The sequence below is a fragment of the Aquiflexum gelatinilyticum genome (assembly GCF_024813435.1).
Taxonomy (GTDB): Bacteria; Bacteroidota; Bacteroidia; order Cytophagales; family Cyclobacteriaceae; genus Cognataquiflexum; species Cognataquiflexum gelatinilyticum.
This window is the reverse complement of the sequence record NZ_JANAEZ010000001.1, coordinates 634,841-657,000: the sequence shown is the minus strand read 5'-3', so window position 1 is coordinate 657,000 and position 22,160 is coordinate 634,841. Positions and strand designations below refer to the sequence as shown.

25 protein-coding genes are annotated in these 22,160 nt (G+C 41.6%); 17 read left to right on the top strand and 8 right to left on the bottom strand.

Going from position 1 to position 22,160, the window contains the following annotated elements; genetic code table 11:
• Window positions 1–8 precede the first annotated feature (8 nt).
• The 7 genes from NK987_RS02725 to NK987_RS02695 all read right to left on the bottom strand — a co-directional run bounded on the left by NK987_RS02725 (window position 9) and on the right by NK987_RS02695 (window position 6,099).
• A complete protein-coding gene (locus tag NK987_RS02725; protein ID WP_259262613.1) occupies window positions 9–1,295 on the bottom strand; it encodes an MFS transporter in 1,287 nt (428 codons plus the stop codon).
• Window positions 1,292–1,771, bottom strand: coding sequence for a GNAT family N-acetyltransferase (locus NK987_RS02720; RefSeq protein ID WP_259262612.1), 480 nt, complete (start codon window positions 1,769–1,771; stop codon window positions 1,292–1,294). The genes NK987_RS02725 and NK987_RS02720 overlap by 4 nt, the downstream gene beginning before the upstream one ends.
• Window positions 1,768–3,465: a glycoside hydrolase family 10-like protein gene (locus tag NK987_RS02715; RefSeq protein ID WP_259262611.1), complete on the bottom strand. Its 1,698-nt coding sequence runs from the start codon at window positions 3,463–3,465 to the stop codon at window positions 1,768–1,770. The genes NK987_RS02720 and NK987_RS02715 overlap by 4 nt, the downstream gene beginning before the upstream one ends.
• A gap of 6 nt (window positions 3,466–3,471) precedes the next feature.
• Window positions 3,472–4,137, bottom strand: coding sequence for an N-acetylmuramoyl-L-alanine amidase (locus NK987_RS02710; protein WP_259262610.1), 666 nt, complete (start codon window positions 4,135–4,137; stop codon window positions 3,472–3,474).
• Between the two features lie 163 nt (window positions 4,138–4,300).
• Window positions 4,301–4,747, bottom strand: a complete 447-nt coding sequence (locus NK987_RS02705) for an Hsp20/alpha crystallin family protein (protein WP_113924489.1) — start codon at window positions 4,745–4,747, stop codon at window positions 4,301–4,303.
• A gap of 117 nt (window positions 4,748–4,864) precedes the next feature.
• Complete coding sequence (gene hutG, locus NK987_RS02700; protein ID WP_259262609.1) at window positions 4,865–5,824, bottom strand: formimidoylglutamase; 960 nt, start codon at window positions 5,822–5,824, stop codon at window positions 4,865–4,867.
• Window positions 5,825–5,874: 50 nt separating this feature from the next.
• A complete protein-coding gene (locus NK987_RS02695; RefSeq protein ID WP_113924491.1) occupies window positions 5,875–6,099 on the bottom strand; it encodes a hypothetical protein in 225 nt (74 codons plus the stop codon).
• A gap of 251 nt (window positions 6,100–6,350) precedes the next feature.
• Between NK987_RS02695 and NK987_RS02690 the strand changes: the two genes are divergently transcribed.
• From NK987_RS02690 to NK987_RS02635, 12 genes are all read left to right on the top strand, one after another.
• Window positions 6,351–7,757 carry an anthranilate synthase component I family protein gene (locus NK987_RS02690; protein WP_259262608.1) on the top strand — a complete coding sequence of 469 codons (1,407 nt, stop codon included), beginning with the start codon at window positions 6,351–6,353 and terminating at the stop codon, window positions 7,755–7,757.
• 81 nt (window positions 7,758–7,838) lie between these two features.
• Window positions 7,839–8,405 carry an anthranilate synthase component II gene (locus NK987_RS02685; RefSeq protein ID WP_259262607.1) on the top strand — a complete coding sequence of 189 codons (567 nt, stop codon included), beginning with the start codon at window positions 7,839–7,841 and terminating at the stop codon, window positions 8,403–8,405.
• A gap of 148 nt (window positions 8,406–8,553) precedes the next feature.
• Window positions 8,554–9,567: an anthranilate phosphoribosyltransferase gene (gene trpD, locus NK987_RS02680; RefSeq protein ID WP_259262606.1), complete on the top strand. Its 1,014-nt coding sequence runs from the start codon at window positions 8,554–8,556 to the stop codon at window positions 9,565–9,567.
• 5 nt (window positions 9,568–9,572) lie between these two features.
• A complete protein-coding gene (trpC, locus tag NK987_RS02675) occupies window positions 9,573–10,391 on the top strand; it encodes an indole-3-glycerol phosphate synthase TrpC (RefSeq protein ID WP_259262911.1) in 819 nt (272 codons plus the stop codon).
• A 1-nt stretch (window position 10,392) separates the two neighbouring features.
• Window positions 10,393–11,037, top strand: coding sequence for a phosphoribosylanthranilate isomerase (locus NK987_RS02670; protein ID WP_259262605.1), 645 nt, complete (start codon window positions 10,393–10,395; stop codon window positions 11,035–11,037).
• Window positions 11,038–11,100: 63 nt separating this feature from the next.
• A complete protein-coding gene (gene trpB, locus NK987_RS02665; RefSeq protein ID WP_259262604.1) occupies window positions 11,101–12,279 on the top strand; it encodes a tryptophan synthase subunit beta in 1,179 nt (392 codons plus the stop codon).
• Between the two features lie 130 nt (window positions 12,280–12,409).
• Window positions 12,410–13,183, top strand: a complete 774-nt coding sequence (gene trpA, locus NK987_RS02660; protein WP_259262603.1) for a tryptophan synthase subunit alpha — start codon at window positions 12,410–12,412, stop codon at window positions 13,181–13,183.
• Window positions 13,184–13,187: 4 nt separating this feature from the next.
• Window positions 13,188–14,207, top strand: coding sequence for a 3-deoxy-7-phosphoheptulonate synthase (gene aroF, locus NK987_RS02655; protein WP_259262602.1), 1,020 nt, complete (start codon window positions 13,188–13,190; stop codon window positions 14,205–14,207).
• Window positions 14,208–14,413: 206 nt separating this feature from the next.
• Entirely contained in the window at window positions 14,414–15,196 is a 783-nt protein-coding gene (locus NK987_RS02650) for a phenylalanine 4-monooxygenase (protein ID WP_275982487.1), read from the top strand.
• A 257-nt stretch (window positions 15,197–15,453) separates the two neighbouring features.
• Window positions 15,454–16,047: an imidazole glycerol phosphate synthase subunit HisH gene (hisH, locus tag NK987_RS02645; RefSeq protein ID WP_338021186.1), complete on the top strand. Its 594-nt coding sequence runs from the start codon at window positions 15,454–15,456 to the stop codon at window positions 16,045–16,047.
• A gap of 197 nt (window positions 16,048–16,244) precedes the next feature.
• Window positions 16,245–16,964 (top strand): 1-(5-phosphoribosyl)-5-[(5-phosphoribosylamino)methylideneamino]imidazole-4-carboxamide isomerase, encoded by a 720-nt coding sequence (gene hisA, locus NK987_RS02640; RefSeq protein WP_259262601.1) that lies wholly within the window; start codon window positions 16,245–16,247, stop codon window positions 16,962–16,964.
• A gap of 84 nt (window positions 16,965–17,048) precedes the next feature.
• Entirely contained in the window at window positions 17,049–17,537 is a 489-nt protein-coding gene (locus NK987_RS02635) for a hypothetical protein (protein ID WP_259262600.1), read from the top strand.
• A 69-nt stretch (window positions 17,538–17,606) separates the two neighbouring features.
• Here NK987_RS02635 and proC read toward each other — a convergent pair whose 3' ends face one another.
• Window positions 17,607–18,410, bottom strand: coding sequence for a pyrroline-5-carboxylate reductase (gene proC / locus NK987_RS02630; protein ID WP_259262599.1), 804 nt, complete (start codon window positions 18,408–18,410; stop codon window positions 17,607–17,609).
• A gap of 208 nt (window positions 18,411–18,618) precedes the next feature.
• On the opposite strand from proC, the gene NK987_RS02625 reads away from it, so the two are divergent.
• The 5 genes from NK987_RS02625 to NK987_RS02605 all read left to right on the top strand — a co-directional run bounded on the left by NK987_RS02625 (window position 18,619) and on the right by NK987_RS02605 (window position 22,144).
• Entirely contained in the window at window positions 18,619–19,038 is a 420-nt protein-coding gene (locus tag NK987_RS02625; protein ID WP_259262598.1) for a hypothetical protein, read from the top strand.
• Between the two features lie 13 nt (window positions 19,039–19,051).
• A complete protein-coding gene (locus NK987_RS02620) occupies window positions 19,052–19,501 on the top strand; it encodes a hypothetical protein (protein ID WP_259262597.1) in 450 nt (149 codons plus the stop codon).
• 10 nt (window positions 19,502–19,511) lie between these two features.
• On the top strand, window positions 19,512–19,712 hold the full coding sequence (locus tag NK987_RS02615) for a helix-turn-helix transcriptional regulator (RefSeq protein ID WP_259262596.1): 201 nt from the start codon (window positions 19,512–19,514) through the stop codon (window positions 19,710–19,712).
• A 119-nt stretch (window positions 19,713–19,831) separates the two neighbouring features.
• Window positions 19,832–20,995 (top strand): glycosyltransferase family 4 protein, encoded by a 1,164-nt coding sequence (locus tag NK987_RS02610; RefSeq protein ID WP_259262595.1) that lies wholly within the window; start codon window positions 19,832–19,834, stop codon window positions 20,993–20,995.
• A 96-nt stretch (window positions 20,996–21,091) separates the two neighbouring features.
• Window positions 21,092–22,144: an NAD-dependent epimerase gene (locus tag NK987_RS02605; protein ID WP_259262594.1), complete on the top strand. Its 1,053-nt coding sequence runs from the start codon at window positions 21,092–21,094 to the stop codon at window positions 22,142–22,144.
• Window positions 22,145–22,160 lie beyond the last annotated feature (16 nt).

Below are 22,160 nucleotides of genomic sequence, written 5' to 3'. Positions count from 1 at the left end.
TTAATTCATCATTTTTCATTCTGAATTTCCTCCACTTTCTTCTTCCCATATTCCTTCGGAAATTTCACATACCTGATCATCAGAATTCCAGGAACTGCTGCAGCTACAACCCAAAGGAAAAACCCCTCATATCCCAACCATTCCTGCACAAAACCACTTGCCATTCCCGGTAACATCATACCCATTGCCATAAAACCCGTGGCAATAGCATAATGGGAAGTTTTGGAAGGACCTTCAGAAACATATATCAAATACATCATAAAAGCCGCAAACCCAAACCCGTACCCCAATTGCTCTACCACCACCACAAACCCAGCCCAAAATGCAGATTCAGGTTGGAAATAAGCCAAAAGGTAATAGAAAAAATTGGGTACGTTCAATGCTAAAATCATGGGCAACATCCATTTGCCCAAGCCATCTTTTGAAATGACAATTCCCCCAATTATTCCTCCGATTGAAAGTGCAATGATGCCAAAAGTTCCATAAATCCAACCCACTTCCGATGTGCTGAGTCCAAGTCCGCCTTCAGGCCGGCTGTCTAAAAGAAAAGGGGATGCCATTTTTACCAATTGGGATTCTCCCAAACGATAAAAAAGTATAAAGGCCAAAGCTGCCCATATCTCTTTTTTCCGAAAAAAGGAGCTAAATACTTTTCCAAAGGTCAATTGAACTTCTTTGACATAAGTACTGCTCTTTTCGATATTGGGAGTTGTCCATAGATTGATCAGCGTCAAAATAAACATTAGACCTGCTACAATGACCATGGTCAAGGACCAAGCTTTGGTATTGTCCCCGTATTTGACTTCAAGGTATCCGGCCACTATTACAAACAATCCCTGACCGGTTACCATCGCAACGCGATAGAATGTACTTCTCAGACCGATGAAGAACGATTGTTGTTCTTCCTTCAAAGCCAAGAGGTAAAACCCATCCGAAGCAATGTCATTGGTCGCAGAGGCAAAAGAAGCCAACCAGAAAAAAGCCAGAGTCAGTACAAAAAATTGATCTGTAGGTACACTGAGGCCTATGCATAGAAAGGCAAAAGACAATACCAATTGCATTGCCAAAAACCATTTTCGTTTGGTCCCATAAAGGTCCACCAATGGACTCCAAAGTGGTTTGATGACCCAAGGGAGATAGAGGAAACTGGTGTAAAGGCCAATGTCTGAATTGTCAACACCAAGCTTTTTGTACATGATCACAGAAACCGTAATGATCAACACGTATGGGATTCCTTCGGTTAGGTATAGTGGCGGAATCCAATACCAAGGGTTGTTTTTGATGGTTTTGCTCATGGCTTCTTTCTGATGAGGTTTTGGTAAATGCTGATTTCAGAACCTTCGATGATACTTGCCCCAACAGTATTTTTATAAAAATCAGCAGGTCCCACACCCCCGATGACGGCATAGGCATATCCCATTTCCTTCATGGATTGAAGGCTTTTGACCAAAAGGACTTTTCCTATTCCTTTTCCCCTCATGGCTTCCAGAGTGCCTGTTGGCCCAAAAAAGTTCTTTGCTGTAGATTCAAAACAGGCAAAACCCAAAATCTCATATCCATTTTGGGCAATCCAACAATTTACAGGAAGCTGACTAAAGGCGGATTCAACTTCATTAGCCCAATAAATCCCAAAATGCTCAAATACCCAATCCCTAACAAATGACTTTTCCGGAGGTATCGGTTTTCGAAACACGATATTCTCCTTTGCCAAAATGGCTTCATTGGCTGAAATATCCGGAAGTTCCATCAACCGGACAAGCATGTCTTTCATGGGGTCTGCGTTTTTGGGTTTGCTTGAATTTCGAAAACTTGTGGGTTTGTTTCTTTGCCAAATCGGTCCAGAAAACTGATGGCCACGAATTTTTGGTTGATTGAATTCAAAACCGGAAGCAACATCCTGTTGCTTTCATCCAGATATATCCTTTGGGAGGAAACATTCTCTTTGCGTTTTTGCAGATCAGGGAGGGTCGGCGCGGTGTAGATCAATGCAAACCGAAAATCCGGCTGTATACCCCGCTCAAACTGAAAAGCAAATCCGTCGCCATGTGGGATAAGAATCGGAGTTTGGCCTGTTGGATTGCCATTGGGATTTGGAAGTACATCAGGAGGCAATGCCGTGAAGTGGTAGTGGTTTTTGTGCAGCAAATCGGCGACATCCTTATTTTTTACATACATCGATTTGGCGCTGAAGTAAGCGTTGCCGGATATGTTTGGAGTGATCTTGGACAGTCCCACCTGATTGGAGATTTCCATAGGGTTTTCCCAGGCTTTGTCTGCATTGTCCCGGATTTTGTAGGGGCCGTTTCCGATATAAATTTTGGTGTTGTAGTGGTTTTTGGACCACCAGTTTACCAATTCCCTGTGCGAAGCAAGGTTATAATCCATGCTCCAATACAATTGGGGAATAAGGTAATCGATCCATCCGTTTTTCATCCATGTTAGGACATCGGCAAAAAGATCGTCAAAGTTGGTCTGTCCGGCCCTTGTCTTGGATCCTGATGGGTCTTTGTCGATGTTTCTCCAAACCCCGAAAGGACTGATACCGAATTGAACCCAAGGCTTTTCTGCTTTGATTGTTTCATTTACTTCTTTGACCAAAAGATTGACATTTTCCCTTCGCCAATCATCGAGTTTTTGCCCGGGCTTCCCATACTTCTTGAAAGAAGCGGCATCGTTAAAGACTTCCTTTTCTACTTTGTAAGGATAGAAATAGTCATCAAAGTGGATGGCATCAATATTGTAATTTTGGACTACTTCTTTGATGATTTCTACCAGATGAGCCCTTACTTCGGGCAAGCCGGGATTGTAATAGTACTTCGTGGCATACTTGATCATCCAATTGGGATGCTTGACAAAATCATGGTTTGGGCTGAGGTCTTTGGTTTCCATGGTCATGGTAGCCCGGTAGGGATTAAACCATGCATGGAATTCCAATCCCCGTTTGTGCGATTCCAATATCATCCAGGAAAGTGGATCTTCCATGGTGTTTGGTTTTTGGCCTTGTTTCCCTGTCAGGTATTTGGACCATGGGGAATATTTGGATGGATAAAATGCATCGCCGGCTGCACGAACCTGCACAATCACCGCATTGAAATTGAGTGATTTGTAATATTCCAGAAGTTTGATGAATTCTTCTTTTTGCTTTGAATAAGGGTCTGTGGAAGATGTTGGCCAATCAATGTTGGCCACCGTTGCGATCCAAACTCCTCTGAATTCCCTTGGACTCGGTCCCAATTCAATTTCCAAAGGTTTGTAAAAAGAAGAAGGACCTGGTGCAGTAACGGTTTTGGGAGGATAGTTGCTGTTGCCGTCAGGTTTAGCAGGAACAGGGACTTGCGGACTTGTTTTCGTTCTGGAAGTGGGGACCGGTGTCACTGTCTTGCAGGACTGTATTCCCAGAACGATGGCAAGAAAGAAAGCTAAATGAAATATTCGGGATTTATTCAATTTGAAAGGAGGCTTCATGTTTGGTTAAGGATTGCTTTTGAAATTCAGATCTGCCAGTTTTTTTCTTAGCTTTTTCATGAATTTTGGTCCTGGATCCTGTTTTTGGGTCAGGTAGTTGGGGTCAGTTTCTTTCCAAATGGATGTTCCCTGAAAGGCATAATATTCGTGGTGTCCGATGACATAGGTCAGCTTATATTTTCTGTTGAGGTACCTGATCAATGCAGCATTGGATTTGACTTGCGCTTTGGTCAGCGGCGCATCCGGGCCTCCGATATTTTCGATACCTATTGCAGTATAGTTGAGTCCAATGGTATGTCTTGCAAAGGTCGTGTCAGGAAGTAACCTGAAGATTGTTCCGTCCCGGTCAACCAAAAAATGCGCCGAAACATTGAGGTTGCTCGCGGCAGTCAGTTCGGGTCGGCCACCAAGATAGACCGGATTGAAAACATCAAAAGTCGATTCCAAGGAATTGATTGCAGTCCAATGCACTACGACCATGGTCGGAACAATTGTCGCGGTTTCCTTTTCAATCCCGTGTCTGTTTTTCAGGTATTCAATAGAGAGTTTTTCTCTTTCCTCGTCCAAAATAATGGGCTTGTCAAAGATCCGAAAAGTCTGCGCTTGGACTCCTGATACCAAAGCAGTAATGAAAATGACCGATAAATAGACCAAAAGACCTTTTTTATTCATGGTTTTTGTTGTGAGGGTGTTGAATTTCAATTTTTACTCAAAATAAAGGAATTTATTGGTAGGTATATTCCAATCATCAAAACTTTGGACAATACAACACTACTCCATAAACAAAAAGCCCCAGCCTTTGGGGACTGGGGACTTGCATACGTAGGAAAAAATCTTAACCTACCGAAATGGCTTTTTTGGGTTTGTCACTTTCAATAACCTTCTTGGGGAGGACTACATTCAAAATACCGTTGTCATATTTGGCATCTATTTTTTCGTCCATCACATTCTCAGGAAGGCTGAAAGAACGCCTAATACTTGAATAAGAGAATTCTTTCTTACGGTAATTTTCTTTTTTCTCCTCTTTCTTTTCTTCTTTTTCGGCGCTGATATTCAGCATTCCATCTACTACTTCGACTTTAAAATCTTTTTTGTCAAAGCCCGGTGCAGAAAGTTCAAGTTTGAACTCTTTGTCATTTTCAATCACATTGGTGGAAGGAATTTCCACCCCTTTTTCAGGAAGCCAGAATTTTTCATCCAAATCAAAAGGGTTTTCTGTTCCGAAGAAATCCTGGACCAATTTTGGCCAAGCGCTTCCGTTTTGCTTAGTTAGTAATCCCATGGCTATAAGAATTTAGGGTAAATTGGATTTATTTAACAGTACCAAATTAATATTGTTCCAATTAAAACCACATGACAATAGTCACATTACCAACTGATTGTGATCAAAAAATGCAATTCAAGAAAGCTTTCTTACAATATATTCAATACATTTTGAAGCCAATCTTGCTGTGCTGTTGTCTTTATCAAAAATCGGATTGAGTTCGACAATATCCATGCTTATCAGCTTACCTGTTTTGGCCAAATAATCGAATATCCTGAAGGCCAACTCAGGTGAAAATCCCAATGGAGAAGGCGCACTCACCCCGGGCGCATAGGCTGATGAAAAACCATCAAGGTCTACACTGAGGTATATTTTATTGACCTTCAGACAAAAATCATCCAAGGTCTGGGCAATGGTTTCCCAATTTGCCAAAGTGAATTCCTCCATTTCCATCCATCGGACTTTATGTTTTAAGGCAGTTTCAAAAAGCACTTTTGGATTGGATGATTGTTGGATACCAAGGCATAGGTAATGGAATTGGCTTTGGTAATCATTGGCCAACTGAAAAAATGGTGACCCTGAATGTCCTTTGCCGCTGTTCAATTCCCTGAGGTCAAAATGTGCGTCCAGATTGATGATGCCTAATTTTTCTCCTTTGGGAATCAAATACTCCAATATCCCGCGACCATGGGCAAAAGCAAGGTCGTGTCCACCGCCCAATAAAACCGGGAAATAGTGGTTTTGGAGTAATTCGGTGACGGTTTTGGAAATGAGGGCATGGCTGGATTCCATGTCTTCCCCTTCTGTGAAAATATTCCCCAAATCATTAATCCCAACTTCCTCAGGCAGGTGAAAGGCCATCGGACCCATCATTTTCCTGATAGCTTTCGGACCTTTGGCTGCACCCGTTCTTCCCTGATTTCTACGTACGCCTTCATCACCTGCATATCCTAGGATTGCAATCCCTTTTCCATTTGCAGGTTGATCGATGTGCAGATTATCTGCACAGGTCACAGCCTGATACCAATATTGAAGGGAATCAGAGGGACGTCCTGTCCAGATATGGGGTGGGGTAGGATGGTGAAGAAGAGTCATTTTTAAGGATTGAAACCGGTTTTCTTTTGAAGTTTTTTCAAAAATATCGGTTATGATTTGGCAAGATAAAGGTTGAATTCCAAGGCATTGCCGGCTACAAATTCATCCACAGCGAGGTCTTCCATGATTTCATCATCAAACTCCATTTCGGTTTTTTCCACTTTTCCGTCAGGATGGATAATCAGTTCAGTCCCAGTCCAATCCTCAGGATTGACCTTGACCAAAACCTGGTAATCGTCAAATACCCTTTTGAAATATTTTGGCATCGTACCCATAGCGTCAATTTTTTTATTCAAAATTACCGATAATTTTTATTCAATAATTTTTTGTTAAGCAAAATGCATTTTTAACTTTGTCCCACTGAAAAAAATGAAAACAACTCAAAACACATATTGGTGGTGGCATTGGACTTCTAAAATAGAAGAACCAGTTGTTGTTGCCTAAATTTTGTGTTGCTATAACATATCGATAGGGCTTACTGGTTTTTCCAGTAAGCCCTTTTTTTATTTCTTAAAAACCGATTGACATGGAAAACTTCAAAATCATTACCCATCATAAAAAGCGCTTGGCTGATACCATCACGCCGGTAAGCATTTACCTTCAGATCAGGGACAGGTTTGCCAATCCCATTTTGTTGGAGAGTTCTGATTACCATGGGCAAGAGGACAGTTTTTCCTATATCTGTTTCAATCCGATCGCATCATTCTCTTTCAATGCCGGTCAGGTGAAGGAAACACTACCTTTTGGCGAGTCCATATCCTATCCTGTTGGGCCTGAATTGAGTCTTGTGGATGCACTGCGAAAATTCTCAGGTAGATTTCAGGATGACAACGGGAAGCACAAATTTATCAGCAATGGCCTTTTTGGGTATATGCAATATGATACATTGGCTTATTTTGAAGATATCAAGCTGGAAAATTCTTCTCCGGATTCGGTTCCGATGCTGCATTATGCGGTTTACCAAAATGTGATCGTAGTTGACCACTTCAAAAATGAAATGCATCTTTTTGAACATCAGGTGGAGGGAATCGAAACAGAAGTGCAGCTTCCGCTTTTGGAGACGCTTCTTAATAACAAAAACCTTCCTTCATATTCCTTCAAATTGGTGGGAGAGGAATCTTCCAATTATACCGATTCGGAATTTTTGGATATCCTCAAAAAGGGTCAGGAGCATTGCTTCCGTGGCGATGTATTCCAGATAGTGCTTTCGAGGAACTTCTCCACCCAATTCAAAGGAGATGAATTCAATGTCTACCGCGCACTCCGTTCGGTGAATCCTTCGCCTTATCTGTTCTATTTTGATTATGGATCTTACAAGGTTTTTGGGAGTTCACCGGAGGCGCAGATTGTGGTCAAAAACAACAAAGCCACGATTTATCCTATTGCCGGAACCTTCAAGCGGACAGGAAATGACATGGCTGACGCAGACTTGGCAAGGAAACTTTATGACGATCCAAAAGAAAACTCCGAACATGTCATGTTGGTAGACCTTGCGAGAAATGACCTCAGCCGGTCTTCCGAAAAAGTGGAGGTGGAGGTTTTCAAAGAAATCCAATACTATTCACACGTCATCCATTTGGTGTCCAAAGTGACCGGTATCCTTCCCGAAGGCACCAACCCACTGCAATTGGTGGCCGATACATTCCCGGCAGGCACGCTGTCCGGCGCTCCCAAGTACCGAGCGATGGAGCTCATCGACCAACTTGAAAACACTTCCCGTAAATTCTATGGAGGTGCTATCGGATTCTTAGGGTTCAACGGTGACTTTAACCATGCCATTTTGATCCGGTCATTTGTTTCCCAAAACAACAGACTGCGGTTCCAAGCCGGTGCCGGAGTCGTAGCCAAATCTTCCATTCCTTCCGAACTCCAAGAAGTCGCCAACAAACTCGAAGCACTCAGGGTAGCGCTCAAGACGGCGGAGGGGATATAAAGAATTTAAACAAAGAAAGATCAGAATAAACGGAATTTAAATTTTCTAATTTTTCAGTCTTTCAATTTTCCAATCAAAAAAATGAAAATCCTCGTCCTCGATAATTACGATTCATTTACATATAACCTGGTGTACATCATCAGAGCTTTGGGCTATGGTCCAAAGATGGATATTTTCCGGAATGATAAAATCAGCCTTGAAGATGTTGCTGCCTACGATAAGATTTTGCTTTCACCCGGCCCGGGAGTTCCGGCTGAAGCTGGGATTATGCCGGAGTTGCTGAAAACATATTCCGCTACCAAAGATATCCTCGGGATCTGTCTTGGACATCAGGCGATCGGAGAGGCTTTTGGTGGGACTTTGATCAACCTTTCTGAGGTAGTACACGGACTTGCTTCTGAGGTAAAGGTCGCAGAAGACCTGATCTTCAAAGGCCTTCCCGAAAAATTCAAAATAGGCAGATACCATTCTTGGGTGATCAATGAACAGACTCTTTCTCCTAATTTGGAAGTAACTGCACGAACCCCAGATGGACAAATCATGGGTGTGAGGCACAAAGAATTCAAAGTCCGAGGTCTTCAGTTCCATCCCGAATCCGTATTGACAGAACACGGCGTAGCCATGATGAAAAATTGGCTGGAAAGCTAAGGGAGGTGGGAAGTCGGGAAGCCGGGAAGTAGGATGTACCAAGTACCAAGTAAAAAGTACGAAAAATCCAAAAAGAGACCCAAAACCATTAACCCATTAACCAAATAACCAAATAACCAGATAACCAATAACCTATTAACCACCAAGCATGAAAGACATACTCAACCACCTGATAGAACACCGGAGCCTTTCGAAAGACCAGGCAAAGGAAGTTTTGAAAAAAATCACTTCAGGTTCATACAACTCCAGTCAGATTGCGGCTTTCCTGACCGTATACCTGATGAGAAGCATCACCGTAGAGGAATTGGGCGGATTTAGAGAAGCGATGTTGGAGTTGTGCATTCCGGTGGAGATATCCGAATACGATGCCATGGACCTTTGCGGCACAGGCGGTGACGGAAAGGACACTTTCAATATCTCTACCCTTGCCTCTTTTATCGTAGCAGGTGCAGGACAAAATGTAGCCAAACACGGAAACACCGGCGTGTCTTCGATCTGTGGTTCTTCAAACCTTTTGGCGTACTTTGGCTATGAGTTTACCAATGACATCGGCAAGATCAGAAAGAGCCTTGATGAAGCAGGAATCTGTTTTCTTCATGCGCCGCTTTTCCACCCTGCCATGAAAAATGTCGGTCCAATCAGAAAAGAATTGGGTGTCAAAACATTTTTCAATATGTTGGGTCCGATGGTCAATCCGAGTTTCCCGAAAAAACAATTGGTAGGGGTTTTCAGTCTTGAGTTGGCTAGACTCTATGCCTACCTCTATCAGGAGCACGATGGCAACTTTAGTATTTTACATGCCTTGGATGGCTATGATGAGATTTCCCTCACAGGGGATTTCAAGATGATTTCCAATTCGGGAGAAAAACTCCTCAGTCCGGAGAGTATTGGTTTGCCCAAAATATCTCCCGATTCCATCTTGGGGGGAGAAACCGTTGAAGAGTCCTCCAGAATATTTGACAACATTTTAAAAGGAAAAGGTACAGTTCCGCAAAACTCTGTTGTCCTTGCCAATGCCGCTGCAGCGCTGGTAACGGCAGATCCTGAATTGGGATTTGAATCTGCTTTGGAAAAAGCAAAGGATTCCCTTTATGGAGGTAGTGCGCTGAAAGTTTTCAATGCCTTGGTCAATCCAAAAACAACTGTTTCATTTTCAAACTGATCATGATGAATATTTTAGATAAAATTATTACGCACAAAAAAATAGAAGTTGCTGAAAAAAGCAGCCTTGTACCTGTAAAGTTGCTTGAGCAAAGTGTCTACTTTGACAGCAGTGTCGTGTCGATGACAAAGTATATCAAACACGAAGACAAAACTGGCATCATCGCCGAATTCAAAAGGAAATCCCCTTCCAAAGGAGCAATCAATACCACTGCCTCGGTGGAGACAGTCAGTATTGGTTATATGCAGGCAGGTGCTTCTGCATTGTCCATTTTGACTGACAAAGAGTTTTTTGGCGGAAAAAATGAGGACCTGACTACTGCTAGAAAATTCAATTTCTGTCCAATCCTTCGAAAGGATTTTATCATCGATGAATACCAGATCATCGAAGCCAAGTCAATTGGAGCAGATTGCATCTTGTTGATAGCGGCGGCATTAGAACCAAAAAGACTTAAAGAATTGGCAGTTTTTGCGCATTCTTTGGGATTGGAAGTGTTGATGGAAGTACATGATGGCGAGGAATTGGATGCTTCTCTGAACGAGCATTTGGATCTGATCGGAGTCAACAACAGAAGCTTAAAAACCTTCGAAGTTTCTTTGGAAACATCCTTTGGTCTTGTGGATAGAATTCCTTCAGAATTTATCAAAATCTCAGAATCTGGCATATCACAGCCCGAGACCTTGATATCGCTGAAAAATGCCGGATTTGATGGATTTCTTATTGGGGAAAATTTTATGAAATCCGCGCGACCTGAGCAGGCTGCTTATAATTTCATGCATGAATACAGAAGGTTATTGTTAGAAAATCAAGCAATTTCTCAATAAAATGAAGCTAAAAGTCTGTGGCATGCGAGAATCCGCCAACGTCCGAAATCTGTTGGGCCAAGTCCAACCGGATTGGATGGGGCTGATTTTCTATCCGGCTTCACCAAGGTTTGTGGACGATATCCAAGCTGATTGGATTAGGGACACAGACATCAGAAAAGTAGGTGTATTTGTTGATGCCTCTCTTTCAGATATTGCAGACAAGGTTCAAAAGTTTGGACTTTCAACAATCCAGCTTCATGGAGATGAAAGTGTCGAGGGGGTAAGAGAAATAAAAGAAAAAACCCGTCTGGAAGTTTTCAAGGTATTCTCCATCGACAAAAACATCGATTGGAAGCATATGGAGGGTTATCTTACACAGGTGGATTATTTCCTTTTCGATACATTCACCCATGCCTATGGTGGTAGTGGTAAAACTTTTAATTGGCAAATCCTCCTAGATTATCCTTTTGACAAACCCTTTTTGCTCAGCGGTGGTTTAACCATAGGACACATGGATGCAATCAGGGATTTGAAATCCAAAGTTCCCCAATTGACAGGTTTGGATATCAACTCCAAATTTGAAATTGAACCAGGACTCAAGGATATCGACTTGGTCTCTGAATTCAAAAAAAAATTAAATGGAGAAATGGGAAATTTAGGATGATCTTTTACCTTCTCATGTCTCCCATCTCATATCTTATGTCTCACGTCTCATATCTAAAATAAAATGATCAAAATCGACGAAAAAGGCTTTTATGGAAAATTCGGCGGGGCGTATATCCCCGAGATGCTCCATCCCAATATTGAAGAACTCAGGGAAAATTATGAGCCAATAATGGCCACACCAGAGTTTCAGAAAGAATTTAGAGGCTTACTCAAGGACTTTGTCGGTAGACCGACTCCTCTGTATTTTGCTACGCGGCTCTCAGAGAAGTATGGCGCAAAAATCTATCTCAAAAGAGAAGACCTTTGCCATACCGGAGCTCATAAAGTGAACAATACTGTTGGGCAAATCATTATGGCCAAAAAGCTCGGGAAGAAGCGTATCATCGCCGAAACCGGTGCCGGCCAACATGGTGTCGCCACGGCAACGGTCTGTGCGCTGATGGGGATGGAGTGCACGATCTATATGGGCGCCGTGGATATCCAAAGACAGCGACCGAATGTCGAGCGGATGAAAATCCTTGGAGCCAAGGTAGTGCCTGCGACATCCGGAAGCCAGACTCTCAAGGATGCCACCAATGAAGCAATGCGCCAATGGATCAACAATCCTGTCGATACACATTATATCATCGGTTCTGTAGTTGGACCACACCCGTACCCGGAGATGGTCGCAAGGTTCCAGTCTGTCATATCTGAGGAAATCAAATGGCAGCTCAAAGAAAAAGAAGGTACCGAAAACCCTGACATTGTCATCGCTTGTGTAGGTGGTGGAAGCAATGCTGCGGGGACATTTTTTCACTATTATAATGTTCCCGAAGTAAGATTGGTTGCGGCAGAAGCTGCAGGATTGGGCATAACCTCAGGAAAATCCGCAGCAACAACTGCATTGGGAACTTCAGGAATCCTTCATGGCAGCAAGACGCTCCTGATGCAAACAGAAGATGGTCAGGTCGTTGAACCCCATTCAATTTCTGCAGGATTGGATTATCCGGGAATTGGGCCTGTGCATGCTCATTTGTTTGATATTGGAAGAGCTGAATTTGTCGCTGTAGAGGATGAAGACGCCATGAAGGCGGGGATCGGGCTGAGCCGTACGGAAGGGATCATTCCTGCTATCGAATCTGCCCATGCTATCCATGCATTGAACATGATCGAATTCAGCAAAGATGACATCATCGTTATCAACCTTTCGGGTAGAGGAGACAAGGATTTGGATACGTATATCAAATGGGGAGGTTATTAAGAAGGATGAAGGAGGAAGGAAGAAGTATGAAGTTCGGAAGACGAATAGTCATAAGTTTTTCATCCCTCATCCCTCATCCTTCCTCCTTTTCAAGTCTCATATCTCATATCTCACGTCTCAAGTCTTAAAAATGAATCGGATAGATAATTTATTTCAAACCAAAAAAGAGCGTGTGCTCTCTATATATTTTACTGCAGGTTTTCCAAAACTTGAAGACACTCTGCCGATCATGCAGGCTATTGAGTCTGCCGGGGCTGACATCATAGAAGTGGGAGTTCCCTATTCCGATCCGATTGCTGACGGGCCTACGATTCAGGACAGCAATCAAATTGCCTTGGACAATGGCATGAGCCTGAAGAAGCTTTTTGAGCAATTGCAGGAAATGCGCCAAACTGTTTCTTTGCCGGTAATCCTGATGGGCTACCTCAATCCGATAATCCAATACGGAATGGAAGCTTTTTGTAAAAAGTGTCAGGAAATCGGTGTGGATGGACTGATTCTCCCTGACCTTCCAATGCAGCAATACCTGGATGAATTCAAGGAAATTTTTGATAAATACGATCTGCGTAATACTTTTTTGATTTCTCCACAAACCAGTGAAAAAAGAATCCGGGAAATTGATACCCACTCCAATGGGTTCATTTATATGGTTTCTGCCCATAGTATCACCGGCGCAAGGACAGGGATTTCCGAGGAACAGATTGCCTATTTCCAACGAGTGGAGGCCATGAACCTTAAAAATCCGAGATTGATTGGATTTGGGATTTCCGATTCAGAGACATTTACCACCGCTTCCAAATATGGAAACGGAGCCATCATTGGCAGTGCTTTTATCAAAAAAATCAAAGACAGTCAGGATCTAAAGTCCGACATTGAATCTTACATCCAGTCCGTAATCCATTGAACATATGATTGTCCAGTTAAAAGAAGAAATTACCGATTTGCAAAAAGACAAACTGATCAACGAGATCAGCCAGATCGGTTATAAAATCACCGAAGTCAAAACCCAATTGGGAGATTACCTGATCGGGATCGGAAAGAATGATTTTGACATCCGCAAAATCGGTCAGCAGGAGGGTATCAAAGACATCCATATCGTTTCGGACGAGTACAAGCTTGTCTCCAAAAAGTGGAAAGTCAAACCGACTTCGATTGACCTTGGCGATGGCATATTTATCAAAGATGGCGATATGGCGATCATGGCCGGACCTTGTTCCATTGAGTCGGAGGATCAAATTGTCAAAATCATCAACCACCTCAAGGCTACCGGCATCACCATGATGCGTGGCGGTGTCTTCAAACCAAGATCAAGCCCTTATGCCTTTCGGGGTTTGGGAATTGACGGTTTGAAATTATGGTATGGTTTGGCGAAAGAAGCCGGAATCAAAATCGTCACCGAAGTCATGCAGGTTTCACAGATCGAGGAGATGTACCCTTACGTCGATGTGTATCAGGTAGGGGCGAGAAATACCCAAAACTTCAATCTCTTGGATGAATTAGGAAAAGTGGACAAAGCCGTTATGATCAAAAGGGGTATTTCCGGTACCATTGAAGAATTGCTCCAATCTGCGGAATACGTTTTTTCCGGTGGAAATGAAAAACTGATTCTATGCGAAAGGGGGATCCGAACCTACGAAAGGGCGAGCAGGAACACTCTGGATCTGAATGCAGTTCCGATATTGAAAGCAAAATCCCATCTTCCTGTGATTGTTGATCCTTCGCACGGGATAGGAATAAGGGAATACGTTCCCCAAATGGCACTTGCAGGTGTAATGGCAGGCGCAGACGGGATCATCTATGAAACCCACGAGATTCCTGAAAAAGCCTATTCAGATGGTCAACAGACTTTGGATTTTGCACAAAGTACCTTGTTGGCAGATTGGATCAGGAAGACATTTGCTATGCGGAAATCCTTTACCTTAATTTGATTGGTAATAGTTTCTGATTTTGAGTAAGGTTACATGTTTTGTTAATTTTGAAAAATAGGAATCAAACAGAGGTTTTGAATCTTATAACCACGGGCAGTCGACTGTCGTCTATTGACTATGGACATTTTATCCGCTAATTAATCGATTGAATTTCTTTTAATTTAATGCGGATAAAAAATTAGAATATACAACCCAAATATAGAATAATGAATAAACCCAAAGATTGGGTCTTTTCAGACCCGAGATTGCAAAAGTTGGAGCAGGACTATGCAGCATACAAAAAGGAGGATTTCGAAGTATGGAGGATCCTTTTTGAAAGACAGATAGTCAATCTTCCAAAAGCAGCTTCCAAAGCCTATTTGGAAGGGATCAAAGAAATCAACTTCACTGCAGACAAAATTGCTGACTTTGAAGACGTAAACAGGAGACTGGCCTACACCACAGGCTGGCAAATCCAGGTAGTTCCGGGCTTGATTGACGATGACCTTTTCTTCGGCCTGATGAATAACAGAAGATTTTGTTCTTCTACATGGTTGAGAAAAATGGAGCAGCTTGATTACCTAGAAGAGCCCGACATGTTTCATGATGCCTTTGCGCACATGCCGATGCTGACAAACCAGCCTTATGTGGATTTTCTTGAAAATCTCAGCGGATTGGCACTTAAGCATATTGATAACAAATGGGCGATTGAATTGCTATCGAGGATCTATTGGTTTACGATTGAGTTTGGATTGATCCGGGAAGAAGGCCAACTCAAAATTTATGGTGCAGGAATTTTGAGTTCCGCGGGAGAAACCAAATACAGCCTTTCGGATGTACCCTCCCATTATGAGTATGATGTCAAAAAGATTTTGAATACGCCTTATTGGAAGGATAAATTCCAGGACAAATACTTTATCATTGAAAGCTATGAGCAGTTGTTCGAATCATTGCCTGAGATTGAAGAAGTCTTAGAGGAAATGGTGTCAGAAGAAATGAATAAAAATTAAGAATGATGAATTCTGGATTTTGGAAAGAAGTGAAAAGTAGGACGAAATAAGTAAAATGGTAAGAGGAGGAAGGTAATAGGAATTAATTCAGTGGAAGTTAAGAATTCGCCTATCAATGAAAAAAACCAGTCCTTGTCACTTTAAACGCAGAGTAAATTCTTTGGTGTTTTCCTCAAGAATATAAATCTAATAAAATTAAAATTTAGGCTCAGGTTAGGGATGTCTCACATCTCAAATCTTATGTCTCACATCTCAACATGAAAGTAGCAGTCATTAAGTACAATGCAGGCAACGTGCAGTCCGTCCTTTATGCTTTGGAGCGGTTAGGGGCGGAGGCTGTCCTAACAGACCACCTCGAGGAAATAGCAAAGGCTGACAAAGTCATTTTTCCCGGACAGGGAGAAGCAAGTACTGCCATGCGCTACCTCAAGGAAAAGCAATTGGATAAACTTATCCCAAACCTTACCCAACCGTTCTTTGGCGTTTGTCTTGGACAGCAGCTGCTTTGTGACTATTCAGAGGAGAATGACACAACTTGTTTGGGGGTATTTCCTGTCAAAGTCAAAAAGTTTATACCCGAAAGCTATGTAGACTTTAAAGTCCCTCATGTGGGTTGGAACAATCTTTCTGATTTGAAAACCCCATTGTTGGAGGGTTTGAATGACGAATCTTTTGTCTATTATGTACACAGCTTTTACTGCGAATTGAGCGATTTTACCATTGCCAAAACCCATTATGTACTTGATTTTGCGGGATTGATGCACAAGGATAATTTCTACGCCATGCAGGCCCATCCCGAAAAAAGCGGTAAAGTCGGGGAAAGGATATTGGAGAATTTCTTGAGGATTTGAAAATTGAAAGATTTGAAAATTGAAAAACTGTAAGATTGGAAAATTGAAAAATTGACACTTTTACCCTTAACCTTTAACCTATTTCTATCCTTTTGCCTCTAACTTTCCACTTCTCACTTCCCAACTTCCCACTTCTGACTTATTACCTTTAACTTCTTACATCCTTACATCCTTACTTCCCACTTCCCAACTTCCCCATGAAAATCATCCCAGCCATTGACATTATCGGAGGCAAGTGCGTCCGGTTAACCCAAGGAGATTACAGCCAAAAAAAAGAATACCATGATAGTCCTTTGGAGATGGCAAAGCGATTTGAGGGAGTCGGGATCGATCGTCTTCATTTGGTTGATCTGGACGGCGCAAAGGCAAAAAAAATCATCAACCTTGAAGTTTTAAAAAGTATTTCAGAGGGAACTTCCCTCAAAGTGGATTTCGGTGGAGGTATTCAGTCCGATTATGATATTAATCAAGCATTTGAATCAGGTGCAAATCAGGTCACAGGTGGAAGCATCGCTGTCAAAAACCCTGCAATGTTCGAATCTTGGATAGCAAATTTTGGGGGAGAAAAAATCATTTTGGGCGCAGATGCCAAGGACCGGAAGATTGCAATCTCAGGTTGGGAGGAAACCACAGCGATGGACCTGATCGAGTTTATCAAATCATATCATGCCAAAGGAATCCAATATGTAATCTGTACTGATGTGGCGAAAGACGGATTATTACAGGGTCCCTCAGTGGAATTATATCAGGATATATTGGCTGAAATTCCTAGTATTAAATTGATTGCAAGTGGGGGAGTGGCCGGAGTAAAAGACTTGGAAGAACTTCAAAAAATAGGAGTTTATGGCGCTATTGTCGGGAAAGCTTATTATGAAGGAAGAATTACTCTTGAGCAATTAGGGAAATTTGGTAGATGAAATTGAAGAATTTGGAATTTTTTACCAAATTTAGGTACCTGTTTATTTAATATTCTTTTAAATCCTCTAATCCCTAAAATTTCTATGAAATCCAGACTCTTAGCTTTTCTCTTTTTAATATCCCTACACAATGCATTTGCGCAGACAGATGTCAGTTTCCATGCAAAAGGAATAGAGGGTTGTTATACTGATTATTACATTGCCTTCACCGAAAGAGGCGCGAATCCTGTAACAGATGGACAGCATGATGTAGTCGTAACTGTAATTCACCAAGGAAAGAGTGAGTGCTATCTTGGTAAAGCAACAGTAAAAGGAGGAAAATTTACCAATCCAGTAATGATCCAAAAAGATGATATGACTTTTGTACCCTTAAATACCATATTCAAAAGTCTGGATCAAAACTGGCTTGAAGAGCAGGACATGGCAACCATCAATGATATTACTGATGGCATGAGTAATGTTTTTGTTACAAAAGATAATTATGAGTTGAGGATGTTCTTTTACACATTTGTTCATCCCAATGTCAGGGCAAACAGGAAAGCACCTCCTGCTGATGTATTATTGAAAAAGTAAACCTAGGAGAGTGCTCAGCTTTTAAAACAAATTCCCTGCTTCTAAAATATGAGGCAGGGAATTTTAGTATTATTTCTTTTCAATTTTTTCATAGGAAGCCAACACTCCCCGCACCATGGCTGCAGAAAAACCTTGGTGCTCCATTTCATTTAATCCGACGATGGTGCAGCCTTTAGGCGTAGTGACTTTGTCGATGGCTTCTTCGGGATGGATGTTTTTTTGGATCATTAATTCCGCGGCGCCTTTCACTGTTTGGTTTACAATTTTGCTTGCAGTCTTGGCATCAAATCCAATTTGGATTCCTCCCTGAATCATCGCCCTCATAAATCTCAGTACATAAGCAATTCCACAGGCACCAAGGACAGTAGCCGCCTCCATCAGACTTTCATCAATGGTGATACTGAACCCGACACTGTTGAATAAATCCTTCACTTGTGTTTCAGTCGATTCGGTGATATTCCTTCCGCAGATGCAGGTTACGGATTCTCGGATATCGGCAGCGATATTGGGCATGGCCCTAAATGCAGTCGTCTTCGGGTCTATTTCTTGAAATATTTCATCCAAAGTGATACCTGTCGCGACGGATACAATAATCTGTATTTTGGGGTCAAGTGCCGGTTTGATTTCTTTCAAAATAGCCGAGACATTATATGGTTTCACGCCAAGAATTACAATGTCCGATTCCTTGGCAGCGATCAAATTATCCGAATGAACCCGTACACCTTTGTCTTGGAGATAAAGGAGGTTGGCAGGGTTTCTTTTGGTGACGTGGAGGTTTTGAGGCAAAAAATCAGCCTGTTCCAGCAAGCCGTTGGCGATGGAGGTCCCGAGATTTCCGCAACCGATGATTGCGATTCTGATATCTTTCAGCATGTGGTGTTTTCGGTGTTTTAGGTTTGATTATCAAAGGTAACTAGGAATACGTGTTTTTTTGGTGTTTTCCTTTCAATTAAAACAGACGATCGGCAAATATCCTATTTGATTTTTTTCTATTTAAATAATTTCATTTAAAAATATTTATCAAATTTGTTTGACTATATGTAAAACAAACTTTACATTTGGTAAAAATATCTTTACAATTATGAAAAATGATGATTTAATGTATGTACCGATGTTGGAAAGGAAGTGGAGGCCTTTGTCGTTTCTCTTTTTTCCATTGCCGGTGGTTATCGTGATTGTCTTGGCTTTGTTGCAATTGGGATTGAGTCCTGACAATGCAGCCGAAATTATCTATGGAAGTTGGGCGGTGGGTTTTACGCTGTTGAACCTTACCAAAGAAAAAATAGAGGATGAGATGGTCAAGACCTTTCGGTTGCAGGCATTTCAGACCGGTTTTTTTTGGTTGATGTGTGGCTTGGTCGCTATCATGGTGGTCAATTACCTTCGGTTTGAAGATATTAGACAAGAAATATTTTCAGCGCCATTGGTCTTGTTTCTTCTCAACGGCTATGTATTTGCAGCATTTGAATACCAAAAATGGAAAGCATCTAAAGAACTTTAAAAACCTTAAGACCATGTTGACGAAAATATTATTACCCCATAAGTTTCAGTTGATAGGATGGATCCTCTTTTTCCCTTTGGCCATTCTATTGATATTGAATAGCTTTTATGACTACGAAATCGAATGGCTGACTTGGGAGGGATTTAGGATCGGAGATATTTTTGCTCCGAGTAATGAGAATTTTACAAATGAAGTTTCAATTGTAGGAACATTCCTAGCCTTATTTTTTGTCGCTTTCTCTAAAGAAAAACAAGAAGATGAATACATTCAGAAGCTCAGGTTGGACAGCTTGCTGATCGCATTTTATATCTATGGACTGCTCACTGTATTGGGAACTTTGGTTTTTTACAGCACAGGTTACCTCGAATTCATGGGATTCAACATGTTTTCGATCCAATTGGTGTTTATAATCAGGTTCAGGTGGGTGATGTATAGACAACAGGAAACCCTCACTTTGATTTAAACTTGGCAATATGAAAAACACAGTCAAAGTAGAACGTGCCAAGAAAGACATGACCCAACAGGACCTTGCGGATAAGATCGGTGTTTCCCGGCAGACGATCAATTCCATAGAAGCGGGAAAGTACGTTCCTTCTACTGTCCTTGCGCTCAAAATAGGGCGTGTGTTTCAGACGCCATTGGAATTGATTTTTGAATTGGAGGATGGGGATTGAGGAGGAGGAAAGTTAACTTTAGTGAAATAAGTAAAAATCTTGGTAGCTTTTTTTGACATTTAAATCCGAACTAAAAACAATAAAAAGTTATATTTGGCATTTTAAACGCAAAAAACTGAATGTCAAAAATCATCCGAATCACCACAGTACCTATTTCATTAAAGCTTTTACTTTCAGGACAAATGAAGTTCATGAAGGATGCCGGATGGGAGGTATTGATGGTCAGTGCTGATGGCAAAGAAATAAATGAGGTAGTCAAAAAGGAAGGATGCCAGCATGTTGTGATTCCTTTTACACGAAAAATTACCCCCTTTCATGACCTTGGCTGCTTGTGGCAGCTATATAATCTGATCAAAAAAGAAAAGCCTGACATTGTCCACACCCATACACCCAAAGCAGGATTGCTTGGGATGTTGGCAGCAAAGATGGCAGGAGTCAAAACAAGGATTCATACTGTGGCCGGCTTGCCGTATATGGTGGCCGAAAAGCAGAAAAAGAGCCTTCTTGTCAATATCGAAAAGCTCACCTACTCATGGGCTACCCAAGTATGGCCTAATTCGCCTTCTTTGAAAAAATTCATTGTCGAGGAAGAATTGGTTGGACAGGAAAAATTGAAGGTGATTGGATTTGGTTCTTCCAACGGCGTAGACTTAAATAACTTTAACCGCGGTGTATTGAAGGAAAATCACCTTGTGGCAGCTACCATGAGAATTATGCCCGGAGACAATGATTTTATCATTTTAAGTGTAGGGAGGTTAGTGAAAGATAAAGGCATCGAGGAACTCGTCACTGCATTTTTGGAATCAAAAATTTCCGAAAGGTCTAAGCTTGTATTACTCGGTTCTTTTGAACAGGAACTCAATCCAATAGATGAGGAAATAGTCCGAAAGATCAAAGACCATCCAAGAATTGTCCAAATCGAATGGACAGATCATGTCGCGCATTACCTTGCATTGGCTGATGTTTTGGTTCACCCTTCGCACAGAGAAGGATTTCCCAATGTGCTTTTGGAAGCCGGTGCCATGCAGGTTCCGATTATTTGTTCGGATATTATCGGAAATACCGACATCGTGACCAACAAAAAAACAGGATTGGTATTTCCTGTTAAAAACAAAGAGGTTTTAAAAGACGCTTTGGAATTTGCCTATGTCAAGCGTGATTTTATGCAGCAATTGGCAGATAATTTGTACGCTGAAGTGGAGGAAAAGTATCAGAGGAAGAAAATGCATCAGTTGATTTTGAAGGAATATCAATATTCTTTGCACTTAATCGAAGGAAATTAAATTTGTCAAAAGTAAAAATCCTTAGAAATAAAGAGGACTTAGGTAAATTAATTTAAATTTTATTCGTTTTTTAGCAATTAAATTAAGCAAAAGGAAATGAAATATCTTGTTACAGGTACTGCAGGTTTTATCGGCTTCCATGTCGCATTGTATCTTCTTAATAGGGGAGAGTCTGTAGTAGGGGTTGATAATATCAATGATTATTATGATGTCAACCTGAAGTATCAAAGGCTTGCCGAATGTGGAATCGACAGGGGAAATGTTTCTGATAACAAGAAAGCAGTCTCTTCTAAATATCCTGAATATTCATTTTATAAAATGGACCTTGCAGATAAGGCTGTTTTGATGGATATTTTTGAAAAGGAAAAAATTGATGTAGTCATCAATCTTGCTGCACAAGCTGGAGTAAGATATTCACTGACCAATCCTGATGCCTATATCACCGCTAACATTCAATCATTTTTGAACATACTTGAAGCTTGCAGGGCTTATCCTGTAAAACATTTGGTATATGCCTCTTCAAGTTCTGTGTATGGAGCCAATACCAAGATGCCTTTTTCGACTTCTGATAATATAGACCATCCTGTCAGCCTCTATGCCGCCACCAAAAAGTCAAATGAACTGATGGCGCATACCTATAGCCACTTGTTTAATATCCCGACTACAGGACTGAGATTCTTTACGGTTTACGGACCTTGGGGCAGACCCGATATGGCTTTGTTTTTGTTTATCCAAGCCATTGAAAAAGACCAACCGATTCAGGTTTTCAATCATGGAAAAATGAAAAGGGATTTTACTTACATTGATGACATAGTGGAAGGAATCATCAGGGTTGCTGACCGACCTGCAAAGCCAAATCCGGCATGGACAGGCCAAGATCCTGATCCGGGATCTTCATATGCTCCTTTTAAGGTGTATAATATTGGTAATTCCCAGCCCGTGGAGTTGATGGATTATATAGGTGCTCTGGAGAAAGCCATGGGAAAAGAAGCCATCAAAAACATGCTTCCTTTGCAGCCGGGTGATGTGCCTTCCACCTATGCTGATGTCACCGATCTTAAGCGTGATACCGGATATCAGCCACAGACCTCTGTAGAAGATGGCGTTGCAAAATTTGTAGCTTGGTATAAAGAATCTTACGGGAAATAAGCCGCTACAAGTAATT

Bases quoted from the DNA above. Each gene is read 5' to 3' on its own strand.
- aroF (WP_259262602.1), top strand. From the start codon at position 13,188: ATGATTGTCCAGTTAAAAGAAGAAATTACCGATTTGCAAAAAGACAAA.
- NK987_RS02705 (WP_113924489.1), bottom strand. From the start codon at position 4,747: ATGGGATTACTAACTAAGCAAAACGGAAGCGCTTGGCCAAAATTGGTC.
- NK987_RS02695 (WP_113924491.1), bottom strand. From the start codon at position 6,099: ATGGGTACGATGCCAAAATATTTCAAAAGGGTATTTGACGATTACCAG.
- trpC (WP_259262911.1), top strand. From the start codon at position 9,573: ATGAATATTTTAGATAAAATTATTACGCACAAAAAAATAGAAGTTGCT.
- NK987_RS02610 (WP_259262595.1), top strand. From the start codon at position 19,832: ATGTCAAAAATCATCCGAATCACCACAGTACCTATTTCATTAAAGCTT.
- proC (WP_259262599.1), bottom strand. From the start codon at position 18,410: ATGCTGAAAGATATCAGAATCGCAATCATCGGTTGCGGAAATCTCGGG.
- NK987_RS02625 (WP_259262598.1), top strand. From the start codon at position 18,619: ATGAAAAATGATGATTTAATGTATGTACCGATGTTGGAAAGGAAGTGG.
- NK987_RS02710 (WP_259262610.1), bottom strand. From the start codon at position 4,137: ATGAATAAAAAAGGTCTTTTGGTCTATTTATCGGTCATTTTCATTACT.
- NK987_RS02650 (WP_275982487.1), top strand. From the start codon at position 14,414: ATGAATAAACCCAAAGATTGGGTCTTTTCAGACCCGAGATTGCAAAAG.
- trpB (WP_259262604.1), top strand. From the start codon at position 11,101: ATGATCAAAATCGACGAAAAAGGCTTTTATGGAAAATTCGGCGGGGCG.
- NK987_RS02720 (WP_259262612.1), bottom strand. From the start codon at position 1,771: ATGAAAGACATGCTTGTCCGGTTGATGGAACTTCCGGATATTTCAGCC.
- hutG (WP_259262609.1), bottom strand. From the start codon at position 5,824: ATGACTCTTCTTCACCATCCTACCCCACCCCATATCTGGACAGGACGT.
- NK987_RS02620 (WP_259262597.1), top strand. From the start codon at position 19,052: ATGTTGACGAAAATATTATTACCCCATAAGTTTCAGTTGATAGGATGG.
- NK987_RS02715 (WP_259262611.1), bottom strand. From the start codon at position 3,465: ATGAAGCCTCCTTTCAAATTGAATAAATCCCGAATATTTCATTTAGCT.
- hisH (WP_338021186.1), top strand. From the start codon at position 15,454: ATGAAAGTAGCAGTCATTAAGTACAATGCAGGCAACGTGCAGTCCGTC.
- trpD (WP_259262606.1), top strand. From the start codon at position 8,554: ATGAAAGACATACTCAACCACCTGATAGAACACCGGAGCCTTTCGAAA.
- NK987_RS02615 (WP_259262596.1), top strand. From the start codon at position 19,512: ATGAAAAACACAGTCAAAGTAGAACGTGCCAAGAAAGACATGACCCAA.
- hisA (WP_259262601.1), top strand. From the start codon at position 16,245: ATGAAAATCATCCCAGCCATTGACATTATCGGAGGCAAGTGCGTCCGG.
- NK987_RS02670 (WP_259262605.1), top strand. From the start codon at position 10,393: ATGAAGCTAAAAGTCTGTGGCATGCGAGAATCCGCCAACGTCCGAAAT.
- NK987_RS02690 (WP_259262608.1), top strand. From the start codon at position 6,351: ATGGAAAACTTCAAAATCATTACCCATCATAAAAAGCGCTTGGCTGAT.
- NK987_RS02635 (WP_259262600.1), top strand. From the start codon at position 17,049: ATGAAATCCAGACTCTTAGCTTTTCTCTTTTTAATATCCCTACACAAT.
- NK987_RS02685 (WP_259262607.1), top strand. From the start codon at position 7,839: ATGAAAATCCTCGTCCTCGATAATTACGATTCATTTACATATAACCTG.
- NK987_RS02605 (WP_259262594.1), top strand. From the start codon at position 21,092: ATGAAATATCTTGTTACAGGTACTGCAGGTTTTATCGGCTTCCATGTC.
- NK987_RS02725 (WP_259262613.1), bottom strand. From the start codon at position 1,295: ATGAGCAAAACCATCAAAAACAACCCTTGGTATTGGATTCCGCCACTA.
- trpA (WP_259262603.1), top strand. From the start codon at position 12,410: ATGAATCGGATAGATAATTTATTTCAAACCAAAAAAGAGCGTGTGCTC.